Annotated in this window: 17 protein-coding genes and 1 tRNA gene; 12 read left to right on the top strand and 6 right to left on the bottom strand. The window is 40.0% G+C overall.

Features of this window, described 5'->3' with window-relative positions; translation table 11 throughout:
- Positions 1 to 4: 4 nt before the first annotated feature.
- Positions 5 to 1,768 carry an ABC transporter ATP-binding protein gene (locus tag B2107_RS18795; RefSeq protein ID WP_293957263.1) on the top strand — a complete coding sequence of 588 codons (1,764 nt, stop codon included), beginning with the start codon at positions 5 to 7 and terminating at the stop codon, positions 1,766 to 1,768.
- On the opposite strand, the gene B2107_RS18790 is transcribed toward B2107_RS18795, so the two are convergent.
- Entirely contained in the window at positions 1,769 to 2,290 is a 522-nt protein-coding gene (locus B2107_RS18790; RefSeq protein WP_293957262.1) for a hypothetical protein, read from the bottom strand.
- A 187-nt stretch (positions 2,291 to 2,477) separates the two neighbouring features.
- Between B2107_RS18790 and B2107_RS18785 the strand changes: the two genes are divergently transcribed.
- Positions 2,478 to 2,960, top strand: a complete 483-nt coding sequence (locus tag B2107_RS18785) for a DUF4293 domain-containing protein (protein ID WP_209578370.1) — start codon at positions 2,478 to 2,480, stop codon at positions 2,958 to 2,960.
- A gap of 66 nt (positions 2,961 to 3,026) precedes the next feature.
- A complete protein-coding gene (locus B2107_RS18780) occupies positions 3,027 to 3,491 on the top strand; it encodes a hypothetical protein (RefSeq protein WP_293957261.1) in 465 nt (154 codons plus the stop codon).
- Positions 3,492 to 3,559: 68 nt separating this feature from the next.
- On the opposite strand, the gene B2107_RS18775 is transcribed toward B2107_RS18780, so the two are convergent.
- Positions 3,560 to 4,099 (bottom strand): DUF2892 domain-containing protein, encoded by a 540-nt coding sequence (locus B2107_RS18775; RefSeq protein ID WP_209578373.1) that lies wholly within the window; start codon positions 4,097 to 4,099, stop codon positions 3,560 to 3,562.
- A 205-nt stretch (positions 4,100 to 4,304) separates the two neighbouring features.
- Here B2107_RS18775 and ung point away from each other — a divergent pair, with 205 nt between their 5' ends.
- On the top strand, positions 4,305 to 4,979 hold the full coding sequence (gene ung / locus B2107_RS18770; RefSeq protein WP_293957260.1) for a uracil-DNA glycosylase: 675 nt from the start codon (positions 4,305 to 4,307) through the stop codon (positions 4,977 to 4,979).
- 130 nt (positions 4,980 to 5,109) lie between these two features.
- Here ung and B2107_RS18765 read toward each other — a convergent pair whose 3' ends face one another.
- Positions 5,110 to 5,580, bottom strand: coding sequence for an Lrp/AsnC family transcriptional regulator (locus B2107_RS18765; protein WP_046673117.1), 471 nt, complete (start codon positions 5,578 to 5,580; stop codon positions 5,110 to 5,112).
- Between the two features lie 331 nt (positions 5,581 to 5,911).
- Here B2107_RS18765 and sufB point away from each other — a divergent pair, with 331 nt between their 5' ends.
- From sufB to sufD, 3 genes are all read left to right on the top strand, one after another.
- The gene (sufB, locus tag B2107_RS18760) at positions 5,912 to 7,363 is read left to right on the top strand and encodes a Fe-S cluster assembly protein SufB (RefSeq protein ID WP_293957259.1); all 1,452 of its coding nucleotides are present in this window, start codon (positions 5,912 to 5,914) and stop codon (positions 7,361 to 7,363) included.
- 63 nt (positions 7,364 to 7,426) lie between these two features.
- Positions 7,427 to 8,185 carry a Fe-S cluster assembly ATPase SufC gene (gene sufC, locus B2107_RS18755; protein WP_293957258.1) on the top strand — a complete coding sequence of 253 codons (759 nt, stop codon included), beginning with the start codon at positions 7,427 to 7,429 and terminating at the stop codon, positions 8,183 to 8,185.
- A 59-nt stretch (positions 8,186 to 8,244) separates the two neighbouring features.
- The gene (sufD, locus tag B2107_RS18750) at positions 8,245 to 9,552 is read left to right on the top strand and encodes a Fe-S cluster assembly protein SufD (protein WP_293957257.1); all 1,308 of its coding nucleotides are present in this window, start codon (positions 8,245 to 8,247) and stop codon (positions 9,550 to 9,552) included.
- A gap of 558 nt (positions 9,553 to 10,110) precedes the next feature.
- On the opposite strand, the gene B2107_RS18745 is transcribed toward sufD, so the two are convergent.
- Positions 10,111 to 10,183, bottom strand: a tRNA-Gly gene (locus tag B2107_RS18745).
- A gap of 59 nt (positions 10,184 to 10,242) precedes the next feature.
- Complete coding sequence (locus tag B2107_RS18740) at positions 10,243 to 11,787, bottom strand: NAD(P)/FAD-dependent oxidoreductase (RefSeq protein ID WP_293957256.1); 1,545 nt, start codon at positions 11,785 to 11,787, stop codon at positions 10,243 to 10,245.
- Positions 11,788 to 11,953: 166 nt separating this feature from the next.
- On the opposite strand from B2107_RS18740, the gene B2107_RS18735 reads away from it, so the two are divergent.
- From B2107_RS18735 to B2107_RS18715, 5 genes are all read left to right on the top strand, one after another.
- The gene (locus tag B2107_RS18735; protein WP_209578555.1) at positions 11,954 to 12,532 is read left to right on the top strand and encodes a LemA family protein; all 579 of its coding nucleotides are present in this window, start codon (positions 11,954 to 11,956) and stop codon (positions 12,530 to 12,532) included.
- Positions 12,533 to 12,684: 152 nt separating this feature from the next.
- Positions 12,685 to 13,113, top strand: a complete 429-nt coding sequence (locus B2107_RS18730; protein ID WP_293957255.1) for a TPM domain-containing protein — start codon at positions 12,685 to 12,687, stop codon at positions 13,111 to 13,113.
- A gap of 139 nt (positions 13,114 to 13,252) precedes the next feature.
- Positions 13,253 to 14,056, top strand: coding sequence for a TPM domain-containing protein (locus tag B2107_RS18725; RefSeq protein WP_293957254.1), 804 nt, complete (start codon positions 13,253 to 13,255; stop codon positions 14,054 to 14,056).
- Between the two features lie 74 nt (positions 14,057 to 14,130).
- Entirely contained in the window at positions 14,131 to 15,270 is a 1,140-nt protein-coding gene (locus B2107_RS18720; protein ID WP_293957253.1) for a TlpA disulfide reductase family protein, read from the top strand.
- 113 nt (positions 15,271 to 15,383) lie between these two features.
- Complete coding sequence (locus tag B2107_RS18715; protein ID WP_293957252.1) at positions 15,384 to 15,830, top strand: hypothetical protein; 447 nt, start codon at positions 15,384 to 15,386, stop codon at positions 15,828 to 15,830.
- Between the two features lie 190 nt (positions 15,831 to 16,020).
- Here B2107_RS18715 and pfkA read toward each other — a convergent pair whose 3' ends face one another.
- A complete protein-coding gene (pfkA, locus tag B2107_RS18710) occupies positions 16,021 to 16,995 on the bottom strand; it encodes a 6-phosphofructokinase (RefSeq protein WP_209578388.1) in 975 nt (324 codons plus the stop codon).
- Positions 16,996 to 17,074 lie beyond the last annotated feature (79 nt).

The raw sequence follows: 17,074 nt of genomic DNA, 5'->3' as shown, positions 1-17,074 counted from the left end.
TAACGTGAGTCAAGATAAAATAACTGGTAAAACCTACGATATCAATTTGGTAAAGCGCATGAGTCGCTATATGCGGCCGTATCATGTCGCATTTTGGATATCGGTCGTTCTAACGATATTGTTAGCCGCTGTGGCGCCCGCTTTGCCCATGCTAATTCAGCATACACTGGATAACTATATCTTAAACTTCGATACAAGCGGATTATCTTTTATGTTGATAGCGATGTTGGCCCTGGTCATCCTGCAGACTTTGATCCGTTATTATCATACCCTAATGACGAATACCTTGGGGCAGTCCGTAATTCGCGATATCCGAATTCAGGTATTTAATCACATCGTACAACTCAGGTTGAAATATTTCGATCGTACGGCATTGGGGAAATTGATAACACGTACCATCTCTGATCTGGAAACCCTTTCGAATATTTTTTCTGAAGGGTTGATTCAAATTATTGGTGATCTATTACAGCTGATTGTTATTCTAGTTGTCATGTTTTACTCCGACTGGAAACTGACATTGATTGTTTTGATTCCAATGCCTTTGATGGTGGGAGCGACTTATGTGTTTAAAGAGGCGATGAAATCTGCTTTTATTGATGTTAGAAAATGGGTTTCCAACTTGAACACTTTTCTGCAAGAACACATTACGGGAGTCGGTATTATCCAATATTTTGCGCGCGAAAGGCAAGAAATGGATAAGTTTAAGGAGATTAATGCACAACATCGAAATGCACATATCCGGACGAATTGGTACTTCTCCATCTTTTTCCCCGTATTGGAAATTATCATGGCCATTGCCCTGGGGTTATTGGTCTGGTTCGGTTCCAAGCAGATTATGGGGGATGTGATCTCTCCAGGTGTCGTGGTCGCTTTTATCATGTATATCAATATGATCTTTAGACCCATTCGGGAGCTTATAGATAAGTTTAATACCCTTCAAATGGGGATGGTGAGCGCTGAGCGCATCTTTGAAGTCCTGGACACTGACGAAAAGACACCAAATTTAGGAATCTTGAAACCCCGTCATATCAACGGAGAAATTGTGTTTAAGCAAGTTTGGTTCGCCTATAATGAAGAAAACTGGGTGCTGAAGGATGTGAATTTCAATGTCAATCCAGGGGAGACTTTGGCTTTAGTGGGAGCTACTGGTGCCGGAAAGTCTTCGACGATCAACATTCTGAGCCGGTTTTATGAAATAAATAAAGGTGAAATTCTGTTGGACGGCCGTAATATCCGCGATTATGACCTTGATTATTTGAGAAATACAATAGCAACGGTATTGCAGGATGTATTCCTTTTTTCAGATAGTGTTCTCAACAATATTACCCTCGGTGATCCAACGATTTCTAGGGAGCAGGTCATCGCAGCCGCGAAGGAAGTAGGAGCGCATAATTTTATTATGCGGCTGCCCGGGGGCTATGATTATGATGTGAAAGAGCGGGGAGCGACTTTGTCTGCCGGACAGGCACAGTTGATTTCTTTTATACGGGCGCTGGTGCACGATCCCCGGATTCTTATCTTGGATGAAGCGACCTCTTCGGTAGATACCGAAACGGAAGAGCTAATCCAGTATGCAATTGACAATTTAATGAAGGGTAGAACATCAATTGTTATTGCTCACCGCTTGTCCACCATTCAGAAGGCGGACAAGATTATTGTGTTGGATAAAGGCGAAATAAAAGAAATCGGAACACATCAAGAGTTGTTATCTTTTGATGGTTACTATAAGAAACTATACGACTTGCAATTTCATTCCGCAGGAATTTAATTAAACAATAATACTCTCTTTAGGAATAGTTTCTTCATCCTCAATACGTGTATTTGCTTTAATTTCGGAACCTCGTCCTACAAGAACATTTGATCCAATTGAAACATTTGGTCCGATATTAACGAAATCTTCAATAATGGTATTACTTTCGATAACTGCAGAGCCCGAGATAACGCAGTGGTCGCCTATCTGTACATCAGGAGCGACAGAAGCGCCAGGAAGGATAATGGTACCTTCTCCAATTTCGGCTCTCTTTGATACGAACGCTTTCGGATGTATGAGCGTCTTGTAGTTCCAGCCAGCATTTTCCGAGACAATCCGTTGACGAAGACCCGGATTTTTGACTGCAATAAAGAAATCTTCTTCCGTTTCTTTAACTTGATGATGAAGTTGAACCTCATAATCAAATACATCTTCAATGAGCAGCGATTTGTCGATAAGGCCACCAATTTCAATCGCGAGGTCTTCTGCTACATCGACTGCAGTTTTTGCGTGGGCAGTTGCGCCGTAAATATATAACATGTTTTTTTTCGCAAAGATAAAGCTTTCTATAAAGATGCCCTTTGGTATCCGGTAAAAAATTACAACAAAATGGAGATTTGATTGTTTTTCTACTTAAAGAGTTATAAAGTTGATTGTTTTTCGCAAGCAATTATATTGCATATAAAGATCAATTTATCTAAGTTTGTTGCTATACAAAAATTAAACTATGATTCAACGTATCCAAACTGTTTATTTGCTGATAGCAGGACTAGTTATATTCGGCTTGTTTCTATTTCCCTATGTTAATTATAGTGATTTAGTGGGTTTAGGAAAAAATGTAAAAGTAACTGGCGTGTATGGTGTGGCTGCAGGCCAGTCTGTACATGAAGGGGGCTTCGGGTATATCCTTCAGACTGTAGCAACCGTTTTGTTGGGAGGGCTCCCGATATTTACGATATTTAAGTTTAAAAAACGTAAAGTTCAACTTTTGCTAATCTGGGTGGAGATTGTGGCGATTATATTATTTGCAATATGGTTATATTCATCTGCAAGTACCCATCTAGCTACAGTAAGCCAATTTTTGGGTGCTGGAAATATCGGCGTGGGATTCTTTTTATTGCCAATTTCGATTATTTTCTGTGCGTTAGCCATGGGAGGCGTGCGTAAAGATGAAAAGTTAATCCGATCTGCGGATCGCTTACGGGCATAATTTTAAAATAATAATACAATAATAATCAAAGCTACGGTCTTCGTGGCTTTTTTAAGTATATATGATATGAATATTTTTGTTCGATATATTTCCATCTTCATACTTTTCCTTGGGGGCAGAATAGTACATGCGCAGTCTGCAGATTCCTTGCTGGTTGTTGACGATATTCAGTTTGATGTCAAGGGATATTATGTAGATGAATCTAAGAAAGAATTGGTGGTTAATCTATTTGCTATATCGTACAGTACTGATCCGAGGGAATATAAAATGAATACGTTTTCAACGCAAGTGTTCGATCAGAAAAAACAGCCTCATTTTTTTTCAGAGATCCAAATGGGCAATGTTTTGGTTAAGTTCGAAGATAAACAGAATTATCTGCATTATTTATTAGAAGAAGATAAGCCTGTGGATATACAGGTGGTTGTTAAGGATTGGAAGAAAACGGATAAGCCGGTTATGATCAAGCTGGTGTTCGAGAGCAGTACAGAGGAAGGCGAGTTTTTAGATGTTCCTATTCTATTAAAGAATTAGTTGATTGATGTATCGTTAAAAAAAAGCTTCGAAGTTATAATTTTGAAGCTTTTTTTATTTGATTAATATTATCGATTATATCGGATCTGCTGCCTGTCCATCATGCCCATCTGATCTTTCATCATCTTGATCTGATCCGCCAATAATTTGTTTTTATCTGCTTTTTTCGCTTCTTGAAGAAGTTTTTCTGCTTCACGCTTATTGCGTTTTGCCATTGCTACCCCGGCCAGGCTTAATTTTGCTAAAGCAATATTATGGTCCATATGTAAACCCAGCGCCAATGCTTTCTTAAAATATTTTTCAGATTGCATGGGTGCACGTTGTGATTCGATCAGCCCAATCAGCATATTGTAGTAACCGTGCTGTTGTGGAATCAATTGCTTTTCGTAGTTGGTGATTTTTCCTAGCCATTTTTCTGCTGCGACCATATTTTGTTTACGCATATGCCATTGCGCAATCAGCATATATTCATGGAAAAATACAGTAACGAAGCCTAAAATCGTGACGAAAATACCTAATATTCCCCAGCCCCAGTTCCCAGTCCAGAATAAGGCAACTGTTCCGATAAGCAATGCACTGCAAATAATGATTCTAACGAGATTTGACATAAATCTTTGTTTAAAATATTTTTATTCAATTTAATCTTGCAAATATCCGTTTATTTCACCGTTTAAGCAACTTGTTCAGGTGGTTATTTTGTAAAAATGTATTTTTATAGAAGTCAGCGGCCCAAAATCAGTTAGGCATCTCGAAAGAAAAAGGAGGGGGGCGGATAAATTTGCCTTTGTATTGAACTTTATCTATGTTTGAATTATGGAAAAGCAATATGATGATTCTTGGGCGCCTGTGTTAAAGCCGTTGTTCGCCCAACCTTATATGAAACAGTTGTCTACTTTTGTACAAGGGGAGCGTCGACAAAAGAAAGTGTTTCCACCGGCAGGTCTTGTGATGAATGCTTTTAAACTGACACCACTGGATCAAGTGAAAGTTGTCATCTTAGGACAAGATCCGTACCATAATGACGGACAGGCGCATGGTCTATCTTTTTCCGTTCCGGAAGGAATTGCGGTGCCGCCGTCCTTAAAAAATATTTTCAAGGAATTGCAAGATGACATACCTGGTTTTGTTGAGCCACAATCTGGCAATTTGACTTCTTGGGCGAAACAAGGAGTGCTGCTGTTGAATGCGACATTGACCGTAGAAGCGCATCGCGCAGCATCCCATCAAAAGAAAGGTTGGGAGATTTTTACAGACAGCATTATTTACGCCATTTCAGCGCATTGTGATCACGTCGTATTTCTATTGTGGGGAAGTTATGCCCAAAAGAAAAATGTGCTTATTGATGCGAAAAAACACCTTATCCTAACGGCGGTACACCCCTCACCTTTATCTGTTTATCGCGGCTTTTTTGGTAGCAAGCACTTTTCGAAAGCAAACCAATACTTGGTTGCGCAGGGTAAAACTCCAATTGATTGGCGCCTGGTTTAAATTTTGCGAGGAGTTTCATATACCATTGCCCACGTTCGCTTAGAAGAGTAAATGTTTTCTAAAGGTAAGCTGCCGGTAAAGATGTTTTTGATAGAGACTAGGCGTCTTTGCCTAATCATTCATATACCACTTAATATTCCAAAGGAATAATAGGCTCTTTTTTGCTTGTAGACATAATCATCATGGTTTGGAATGTCTTTACAAAAGGTATTTTGGATATTTTTTCCATAATAACACCTTCGTAAGCTTTGATATCTTTCACGTAAACTTTGAGGATAAAATCGCAATTTCCTGTAACGTGGTGGCACTCGGTGACTTCAGGTATCATTTTTACTGCGGCAACAAACTCCGGTATCGCATTGTGTGTATGGAAGTCGAGTGAAATTTGGATGAATGATTTGATTCCAAGGCCTAACTTCTCTTCGTCTACAAATGCATGATAACTTTTGATGAAGCCTGAATTTTCCAGCTTTCGCACACGTTCTAATGTTGGAGCGGGAGAAAGTCCAATGCTGGAAGCAAGCTGCAAATTTGTTATACGACCATTCTCTTGTAATAGTTTAAGAATTTTTAAATCAGTTTTGTCCGGTGCAAAGGGCATATCTTAAGTCTTAATAATCAATACTATTTGTAAATATACAAAATTAAATTTGGAAATTTGCAAATATACGAAATTATTGATGATTAATAGATTTTAGTTATATAATTAATATTGACTTATAGCTTTAATTGATTGAAAATCATTTGACTGTCATAATCGATTGAAATGTGTTCATTTTAATTAAATAGAGTGACAAATATCATTTTTTATTAAAAAAGCCAGCGTATAGCCGTATAAAATGCTGTTTTATTGGCTTTGAAATTGTAACTTTGCAGTTCGATAGGTGGGGAGGTGAAGCCCTCCCAAATTAGTTAAACCGTGAGAGCGCAATATGAGTACTAAAGACGACGATTTGTTAAAAGAGCTGGAGCTCGAAGAATATAAATACGGGTTCACGACAGATATCGAAATGGAAATTGCAGCCAAAGGCCTTAGTGAGGATACGGTGCGTTTTATTTCGGCAAAGAAGAATGAGCCTGAATGGTTATTGGAGTGGCGATTAAAAGCTTTCCGTCATTTCTTGACGTTGAAAATGCCTACTTGGCAAAATTTTAAAGCTCCTGAAATAGATTTTCAAGAGATTTCTTACTACGCAGCTCCTAAAGCAAAACCACAGCTGAATTCAATGGATGAAGTTGATCCTGAATTAATTGCTACTTTCGAGAAATTGGGGATTCCTTTGGATGAGCAGAAAGTATTAGCTGGGGTTGTTGCCGTAGATGCTGTCTTTGATTCAGTATCCGTCAAAACAACGTTTCGTGAGAAGTTAAAAGAACAAGGAGTCATTTTCTGTTCATTTGGTGAAGCTGTGCAAGAGCACCCAGAGTTGGTAAAAAAATATTTAGGCACAGTTGTCCCGCAGACCGATAATATCTATGCGGCCTTGAATTCTGCTGTTTTCTCCGATGGTTCATTTGTTTATGTCCCAAAAGGAGTAAGATGCCCGATGGAATTATCAACCTATTTCCGTATCAATGCACAAAATACTGGACAGTTTGAGCGTACGTTGATTGTTGCGGATGAAGGGGCTTATGTATCTTATTTGGAGGGATGTACAGCGCCTATGCGTGATGAAAATCAACTGCATGCTGCAGTCGTTGAACTGATTGCAGAACGCGATGCCGAGATTAAATATTCAACAGTACAGAACTGGTATCCTGGTGATAAGGACGGAAAAGGCGGGATTTATAATTTTGTGACTAAACGTGGAATCTGTAAAGGGGATAACAGTAAAATTTCTTGGACTCAGGTAGAAACTGGTTCTGCAATTACATGGAAATATCCGGGGGTCATTTTAAAAGGTAATAACTCGATTGGCGAATTTTACTCTGTGGCCATGACCCGCAATTATCAGGTGGCCGATACAGGTACTAAAATGATTCATTTGGGTAAGAACACAAAATCAAAAATTGTCTCTAAAGGTATTTCTGCCGGTAAGAGCCACAACAGTTATAGAGGTTTGGTCAAGATTGGGCCGAATGCAGACAACTCGCGTAATTTTACACAATGTGATTCCTTATTGATTGGTGATAAATGCGGAGCGCATACGTTCCCTTATATCGAAAATAGAAACAAGACGGCTAAGTTAGAGCATGAAGCGACTACTTCTAAAATTGGTGAAGACCAAGTATTCTATTTGAATCAGCGTGGTATAGATTCAGAAAAAGCTGTTGGTCTAATTGTCAATGGTTATGCGAAGGAAGTATTAAATCAGTTGCCGATGGAGTTTGCGGTAGAGGCTCAAAAATTATTGGCAATTTCATTAGAAGGTTCAGTAGGATAGATAAAAAAACATTGGAAATGTAGTTTAATAATACTGCATTGCACCATACTCAATACGAATAAAATGTTAAGCATTAAAAATTTACATGCGTCTGTAGAAGACAAACAAATATTAAAAGGGTTAAACCTAGAAGTAAAAGCTGGAGAAATTCACGCGATTATGGGGCCAAATGGTGCTGGTAAAAGTACTTTGGGCAATGTATTGGCTGGACGTGAATCGTATGAAGTAAGTGAAGGTTCGGCACTATTGGATGGTATAGATTTATTGGATCTCTCACCCGAGGATCGTGCACGTGAAGGGCTGTTCTTGGCTTTTCAATACCCTATTGAAATTCCGGGTGTATCGAATATCAATTTCTTGAAGACAGCTGTAAATGATATCCGCGAATACAAAGGGCTTCCTCCGATGGAAGCAAAGGAATTTTTACAGATGGTTAAAGACAAGCAAAAATTAGTAGAGTTTTCAGCTAATTTAGCTAACCGTTCTTTAAACGAAGGGTTTTCCGGCGGTGAGAAAAAGCGTAACGAGATTTTTCAATTGGCCATGTTAAATCCAAAATTGTCTATTTTGGATGAGACGGATTCTGGTTTGGATATCGATGCACTTCGTATCGTTGCAAACGGTGTGAATCAATTGCGCTCTAAAGACAATGCTTTTATTGTTATTACACATTACCAACGTCTGTTGGATTATATCGTTCCAGATTTTGTTCACGTATTGTATAATGGCCGTATCGTGAAATCGGGACCTAAAGAATTGGCTTTGGAGCTCGAAGAAAAAGGATACGATTGGTTAAAAGAATATGATACACAAAACGCCTAATCTTTTACCTGAGTAAATAGGATTGGAAGAGAATTTTGGCGATTTGATTAAAAAATAACATGAGTACATTAGTTTCAGAATCATTACTTCAACAAGTGTTGGGAGCATATAAGGAGCAAGGCGTTTCGGACGAACCTTCGTTTTTTGTACAGGCCCGTCAACTTGCATTCGAGCGTTTCGAAGCAGCAGGCTTTCCCACCGTTAAGAATGAAGAATGGAAATATACAAACATCCACAGTATTATCAATAAGTCCTATGCGCTTGATGTTGATGTGGATATCGAAGGTTTAGACTTTAGTGCTGGTGAGATCCCTAAGCTGGATGCCTATCGCATTATCTTGGTAAATGGCCAATATGTATTGGCAGTAAGCGAACTAGAGAGTGTGAAAGGACTTTCGGTTGTTCCTATGGATGAGGCCGTGTCGGACCCTGCTTTTGAAGCGCATTTTGCCAAGTATGCCGATAAGTCAGACAATATTATGGTAGCGCTGAATACCGCTGCTTTCACGAATGGTGTTTTTATCCATGTAAAGAAAGGCACCGTAATTGATAAACCCATTCAGATTATTCATGTGGCAACAGGTAAGGAGGATTTCTTTGCACAAACACGTAATTTGATTGTTGTCGAACCAAATGCAGAGCTAGAGTTGATCGAAAGCTTCATCACTGCAGATGGTACTGCAAATAACGTTCACAATAAGGTTTCTGAGATTATCGTTAAAGAGAATGCAAAGATGCAACATTATTATTTGCAACTCGCTGGATCTGTAAGCCGATACTTTAATCATACAGAGGTACACCAAGAAAAATATAGCCTTTATAATAATTACAATTGTAATTTCCCTGGAGCACCATTTATTCGTAATAATATCAATGTACGTTTGGATGCAGAAAATGTGGAAAGCCATTTATATGGCATTAACTTAACTGCTGGAGAGCAACTGGTCGATAATCATACTATTGTAGATCATCTTAAGCCGCAGTGTGAGTCTTACGAATGGTATAAGAATATTACGCAGGATAAATCCGTTGCTGTTTTCAATGGGAAAATTTTTGTTCGCGAAGATGCTCAAAAAACCAATGCTTTTCAACAGAACAATAACATGTTGATGTCAGATAATTCAGCTGTGTACACTAAGCCACAGTTGGAGATCTTTGCAGATGACGTAAAATGTTCGCATGGGTGTACGATTGGTCAGTTTGACAACGAAGCGCTGTTTTATCTAAGAGCAAGAGGGATTGGTGAAGAATCTGCGCGTATCCTGTTGGTTCATGCCTTTGCATTTGATGTAACCACACGTTTCTCTAACGAAATTGTTCGGAAATATGTTGAAGAGCTTGTAGAGGAAAGCCTGAGAACAAGTTAAATCCATATTGGATTATACTGATTTTAAAATATGGCGTTTACTAATGAAGTAGACGCCATATTTTTTTTATGCGACCGATGGAATCGTAGTCATTATATCAATTGACATTTTCCTTCTTGTTGCTTTTAGTTGGATGTAAGAGCTTCTAATTGTATTGAGAAGAAATGCCCAAAAGATGTTGTACATCGCGGGGTATATATGGTATGATCCATAGGAACCAAATTCGCCCTTCTCACGGTGTTACAACGGATCTTAGTCGGAGTTTTAACGTTACTTGTTCGCTTGTAACCGAAGAAGTACCGAGCAAGTACCGAAGAAGCACCGAGGAAGTGTCGAACCTGATACCTATTAGGTCTTTCTTTCCTCCCTGGATAGAATCACAATTGAAATTATACTTTCTTTGGTATCCGGTCGAAGTTGTGTTAATACTTCTTTTGTAAATTTTAAACTCAAATTTGGCAAGGAGAGAAACGATAAAGCGTTACTGGATGTAAATAGAAGGGAAAGGAGACTATTATTAAATGCAAAAAGCTTCCAAATTTTGGAAGCTTTTTTTAGAGCGAAAGACGAGATTCGAACTCGCGACCCCAACCTTGGCAAGGTTGTGCTCTACCAACTGAGCTACTTTCGCGTTGATGCTACAAAAATAACGCATTCATTCCTATTCTGCAAGAGAAAAAGCAAAAAATGTTAACTTAAATCGATCGCATCAACGCAATTAATACCATCTATTGCAGCAGAAATGATACCTCCGGCATAACCAGCACCCTCACCACACGGATAAAGCCCCTTGACCTGAGGATGTTGTAAATCTTCTTTATTTCTAGGAATACGGATCGGTGAAGACGTACGGGATTCGACCCCAACCAAAATAGCTTCATTGGTGTAATAACCTTTCATCTTTTTGCCAAAGATAGGCAGGGCACCTTGTAAGGCTTTGTGAACAAAAGACGGCAATACTTCGGTTAGGTCTGCGGAGGCTGTTCCGGGTTTGTAAGAATTCTCTGGTAGGTCGAAAGACACCCGACCTTCGACGAAATCAACCATGCGTTGTGCTGGAGCAACCAGGTTGCCACCGCCTATCGCAAAAGCTTTTTGTTCAATCTCCTTCTGAAAATTGAGTAATGCAAACGGATCTGTTTGTGCGTCGGCAACATCCGCTAGGTTTATTTGGATAACAGTGCCTGAATTAGCGTGCGGGTTATTTCGTTTAGATGGGGACCATCCATTGACAACAATTTCGTTTAAATCAGTCGCACAGGGAGCAATGACACCTCCAGGGCACATGCAGAAAGAAAATACACCACGGTCATTAACCTGTTCTACCAAGCTGTAATAGGCAGGCGGCAAATGCTCGCTTCTAACCTGACAGTGGTACTGTGCCTGATCAATAATTTTCTGAGGATGCTCGATGCGCACTCCTAAAGCAAATGGTTTGGCTTCAATCAGCCAATTATTACGGTGGAAAAGCTCGAAAATATCGCGAGCAGAGTGTCCTGTCGCTACGATAACGTGATCGGCTTTGATGTGTTCGCCACTGGCTAACTTAACGCCACGAACCTGCCCAAAAGATTCTAAAATGTCGTCCACACGCTGGTCAAAGTGAAATTCACCACCAAACTCAAGGATACTGTCGCGCATGGCTTCAATAATATGCGGTAGTTTGTTTGTGCCAATGTGTGGTCGGGCATTGACTAGAATATCTGTGGTGGCACCATGAGAGACAAAAAGCTTGAGCACTTTGTCTACATCCCCCCTTTTATTGGAACGTGTATATAGTTTTCCATCCGAGTATGTCCCTGCGCCACCTTCACCAAAGCAGTAATTCGATTCGGGATTCACAATGCCTTCACGGTTCAGCTTCGCAAGATCACGTCTACGGTCCTGTACTTTCTTACCACGCTCAATGACAATTGGTTTGAGGCCACGTTCAATGCAGCGGATCGCGGCAAATATACCAGCAGGCCCTGCGCCTACAATGATAACTGATTTTCCATCTTTGACAGACTTGAAATTATTTTCGTAGATTTCAGGGATAGGCAGTTCATCGATGTAGTAAATAATGCGGGTGCGGTAGACTACCTGTCTACTGCGGGCATCAATTGAACGTTTTCTGATTTTGTATCCTTTGATTTGCTGGGGTTGAACGCGTAGGGTTTTTATACCTTGTTGTAGAATATAGTGTTCATCCTCCATTTTTTCAGGTGGTATCGCAATTTCGATTTCTTTTTGCATAGTATAAGGGGCTGAGTTTTTATCCCAAAACCGATACAAAGTTAATGAATATTGACTATTTGGGGATTTGGAAATAAAAATATTCTTATCTTAGTAAGAGCTTGGTATATGCTTTGATAGTGTAACCGTATAATTTGAATAGTATTTAATTCTTTGAACAATGAAAATTAAAAGATTTTTGGTCGCCCTATGTGGTTTATTTGCATTAGTATCCTTAAACTCCTGCGGCTATAATACAATGGTCTCGCAGGATGAAAATGTTAAAGGAAAATGGGCGCAAGTTGAAAATGCGTATCAACGTCGTGCGGATCTTGTTCCGAATTTGGTCAATACCGTAAAAGGTGCAGCAAAGCATGAAGAAAGTACCTTGACCGCAGTGGTCGAAGCAAGAGCTAAAGCAACCTCTGTAACGATTAATGCTGATGATCTGTCTGAAGAAAATATCGCTAAATTTCAAAAAGTTCAAGACGAATTCAGTGGCTCATTGAGTCGCCTTTTGGCTTCCGTTGAGGCTTATCCTGACTTGAAGGCGAACCAAAACTTTTTGGAACTTCAAGCGCAATTAGAAGGTACTGAAAATCGTATTTCGACAGAACGTAGAGCCTATAATGAAGCTGTACAGCAATATAACACAACAGTACGTAGCTTTCCCAACAATTTAATGGCCGGCATGTTTGGATTTAAGGCAAAAGGTACATTTACTGCTGCCCCAGGTTCGGATAAAGCACCAACGGTATCATTCTAAGCAAATTGACAGCAATGAATGGGATGATGGATGATGCGGCTTTCGTAGAAGCTCATCATCCATTTTTTTTCGTTTTTTAATTAGGAAATATTTTTTGGACATCGATCAACCCTTTGGTGTCTCATCAAAGAATACACATGTATATATAGATTATGGCTTTAAATTCTGAAGAACAAGACAAAATCGTCCACGCCATTAATGTGGCCGAAAATGAGACTTCCGGTGAAATTCGTGTGGTAGTAGAAAATCATTGCCCCGATGAGGTACATGATCGCGCAACTTATTATTTTTCCAAATTAGGCATGCATAAAACAGTATTGAAAAACGGTGTCCTTATTTATATCGCGTTGGAAGATCACAAGTTTTCCATTATTGGAGATAAAGGAATACACCAGCGCGTGGAAAGTGATTTTTGGAACAGTACCAAAGATCTGATGGTGGCTGAGTTTAGGGAGGATCGTATTGTTGAGGGCTTGGTTAGCGGGATCGAACATGCGGGCAAACAGTTGGCAAAATTCTTTCCCCGAGAGCATGATGATATCAATGAACTGCCCAATGATGTGGTGTTTGGGGATCGTTAATCGTCAATTAGCAGGCAACAGCAACGCACCTACTGCTTGTGGCATAAATGAATAAATATAAATAGCCCCGAAATTTCGAGGTTTACCGATTGCCGATAGAAGCACGAAGAATTGCTTAAGGCGCACAAAAAAAAATAGGATGAAATTTGTATTGAAATTATTTTCCCTGATTCGAATACCTGCTATGGCAATATTGCTTTGCACGTTGTCGATAGCCTCCGTATTGGGCCAAGATTTCCCGGAAGCACCAAACAGACTTGTCAATGATTATACCAATACGTTGACAGCGAATCAAAAGCAATTATTGGAACAAAAGTTACTGGCTTTTGAGGATTCTACATCTACGCAAATCGCGGTGGTTATGATGAATTCTACGGGAGGCTATGATATTTCTGATTACGCAGTACGATTAGCGAAGAAATGGGGTATTGGCAATAAAAAATATAATAACGGTATCTTATTGTTGGTCGCACTTGGGGATCGCGCGGTGACCATTCAGACTGGATATGGGATAGAGGGAGCTGTTCCCGACGCGATTGCCTACCGTATTATCGAGAATGATATTAAGCCTGCATTTCGTCAAAGAGATTATTACAAGGGTGTAGATGACGCGATCAGTTCATTAATATCCTATACAAAGGGTGAATATAAAGCTGATCCAAAGCAACCAAAGGGAAAAAGCTCGGGATCTGTTATGTTCGTGATCATTATTGTGATCATCTTAATTGTTATTTTCTCGAATCGAGGTGGCGGCGGCGGTGGTGGCCGGCGCGTCATGAATGGGCGTGGTGCTTCTGATGTATTTTGGTGGACATTGCTGAGTGGCCTTGGTGGTGGCGGCGGACGAAGTGGTGGCGGCGGATTCGGTGGTGGATCGGGCGGTGGATTTGGCGGATTCGGCGGTGGTGATTTTGGCGGTGGCGGTGCATCTGGCCGTTGGTAACATCTTTGCTAAAAAATGTTAAATAGCGCTTCCATGAACTGGAAATGTTTTACATTTATGTGGAGTATATAATTATGAAAAAGAGAATATTAATGGGTTTAAGCTTTTTACCAGCCATATTAATGGCGCAAGAAAGCTACACAGTGACAGGGAAAGTAAACGCTACTTCGGATAAAGCGAAGGTGTTTATGCAATACATTACCAATGCAACCCGGCAGACAGATTCTGCGATGGTCGTAAAAGGTGAGTTTAAGTTCAATGGGCAGGTGGCCTCACCAACCAAAGGTATGATGATCTATTCACCAGAAGGCTTATCTTTTGCTGAACTTAGAAATAGTCAAAAGCAGCCTGAAACGGCACAGCTATATCTTTCTAAGGGAGTTATCAAAGTCGATGCAACCAAAGGGTTTAAAGATGCAACTATTTCGGGTACAACGCTCAACGATGATCTCATGCAGTATAGGGCTTTTGTAAAACCTTATTCGGATGCATTCGAAGCGTTGAATCAACAATATTATGCTGCTTCTGATACACAAAAACAGGATCCTAGTTTCATTGAAAGTTTGCAAAAGCAAGCTGGTGAGATTTCTGAAAAAATGGAAAAATCAGATGCAGAATTTATAAGCAAAAACCCGAAGAGCTGGTATACATTGGATTTATTGTCTGACAATCTCAATGGGGAGAATGTTACTGAGTATGTAACCTCTTTCGAGAAATTATCTCCGGAATTAAAAAGTTCTGAAAAAGGGAAGGAGTTGGCTGATCGTATTCAGAAATTGAAAGCCGTGGCTGTTGGTGCCATAGCACCGGACTTTACGTTGCCGGATACCACAGGGAAAAATATTTCCTTATCATCTTTAAGGGGTAAATATGTCTTGTTGGACTTTTGGGCAAGCTGGTGCGGTCCTTGCCGTCATGAGAATCCGAACGTGGTCGCAGCTTTCAATAAATTTAAAGACAAAGGTTTTACAGTATTTGGTGTATCTTTAGATAATCCTGGTAAAAAGGATGCATGGGTGAAAGCCATCCATGATGATAATTTACAGCAATGGCCACATGTTTCAGACTTACAGGGCTGGAAATCTGCTCCGGTCAAATTGTATGAAGTGCGTGGTATTCCACAAAACTTCCTGATCGATCCGTCGGGCAAAATTGTCGCATCAAATCTAAGAGGTGAAGCGTTGGAGACGAAGCTGGCTGAATTATTGAAATAACTTATTTTGTTTTCGGTCGCCATGAGACCTTTAATAGCCCCTAATTGTTAAACTCACGTGATATGAGGATGCAATTAGGGGTTTCTTCTTAAGGAAACAAAAAAATTATAATAATGAATAAGATAGTATTTCTGATTATATTTTTGTGGAGTGTGATTGCCTCGTGTAGTGGTGATAAAGTTAAGGGTGTTCCTGTTGTCAACTTAGAAGCACTTCACGCCATTCCTCTGGATCATTCTATTGATCAATTGGCGAAGGACACGACCTTTATTGACGTTACGCTTCCACCAAATGCCAGAATCGATCAGCTCTCCCAAGATGAACTGGGAAAACTAAAAGCTGCTGCCTATCGCTTTTATCAGCATGTCACCTTAGAAGATAATCAATATCGCGTTAACCTTAAAAATCCTGAGGTTTTGCACTTATCTGATCAGGTGGTTCGAGCCTATGAACAAGCTATAAGTAATACGAATCATTTTGCTGACTCGATGGCAAAAGCAGGTCAGGCCATACAATTGCCCCCTGTGTCTGAGCAATATCTAAATAATTTGCTTAAGTAGTCGTTTTTATAAGATCGTGTGCTATAGTACGTTTTGTGTTAATAAAGCTAAAGTAATTAAGAAGCAAGTAAGTTCCTCTATAGTTGCAATAGTGTTTTGAGGAGATCTGTATAAAGTCAAAAAAAAGTGGCTATCCAAAAGGTTGGACAGCCACTTTTTTTTATATTAAGCCAAGACTAAACGATATCTCTTACAGCGAAAGGATCTCGATGATACGAAGCAGATCTTCGTTCATTTTTACATGGTGTTTGATGGCGCTTTTAAAAGGAGTAAATCTTACCTCACTGCAGATTAGTCCGGCCATTTCACCTCTGCGGCCTTGTAGTAAAGCCTCTACGGCAGCTACGCCAAGCCTGCTTGCTAAAACACGATCCATACATGTTGGACTTCCACCACGTTGAATATGTCCTAAAATAGAAAGCCTAACATCGTAATGTGGGAAATTTTCCTTGATTTTTTCTGATACAACCATACCGCCTTCTTTATCACCTTCAGCAACGATAATGATACGGGATGATTTATTTTTACGCGTCTTGTCGAGCCTTTTCATGATTGCGTCATAGTCCACTTCAAACTCAGGAACCAAGACTGCTTCGGCGCCGGTACTGATTCCTGAACGGACGGCAATAAGACCTGAATCGCGTCCCATTACTTCTATCACAAATAGTCTATCGTGAGACTCGGCAGTATCTCGAATTTTGTCTACGGCTTGTATAACAGTATTAATAGCTGTATCATAGCCAATAGTAAAGTCTGTGCCGGCCAAATCGTTATCGATCGTTCCTGGAAGGCCAATAATAGGGAAATCAAATTCTTCAATAAATTTGGATGCGCCCGTAAATGTACCATCCCCGCCGATAACCACCATGGCATCAATACCGTGGCTGCGTAAGTTTTCATAAGCCTGTTTACGTCCTTCTATCGTTTTAAAGGCTTCGCTACGGGCAGTTTTAAGGATAGTGCCGCCACGTTGTATGATATTCGCTACAGATTTGGCATCCATCGGGACAATCTCTCCATTAACAAGGCCATCATAACCTCTTCTTACGCCAAATACTTCAAGATTATTGTAGATTCCTGCCCTAACAACAGCGCGGATACCAGCATTCATTCCTGGAGCATCTCCTCCAGATGTCAAAACAGCAATTTTTTTAATGTTACTCATACGTACTCAAACTTAGCTATTTTCAAGCGTATATACAATTATATTTCCTTTATTACCAGTTGCCAATAATGCTATTGGC

Source organism: Sphingobacterium sp. UBA7855, assembly GCA_002500745.1.
In the GTDB taxonomy this organism is placed as follows: Bacteria; Bacteroidota; Bacteroidia; order Sphingobacteriales; family Sphingobacteriaceae; genus Sphingobacterium.
Note: the sequence above shows the minus strand (reverse complement) of the source record. Positions and strands in the feature narration are given on the sequence as shown.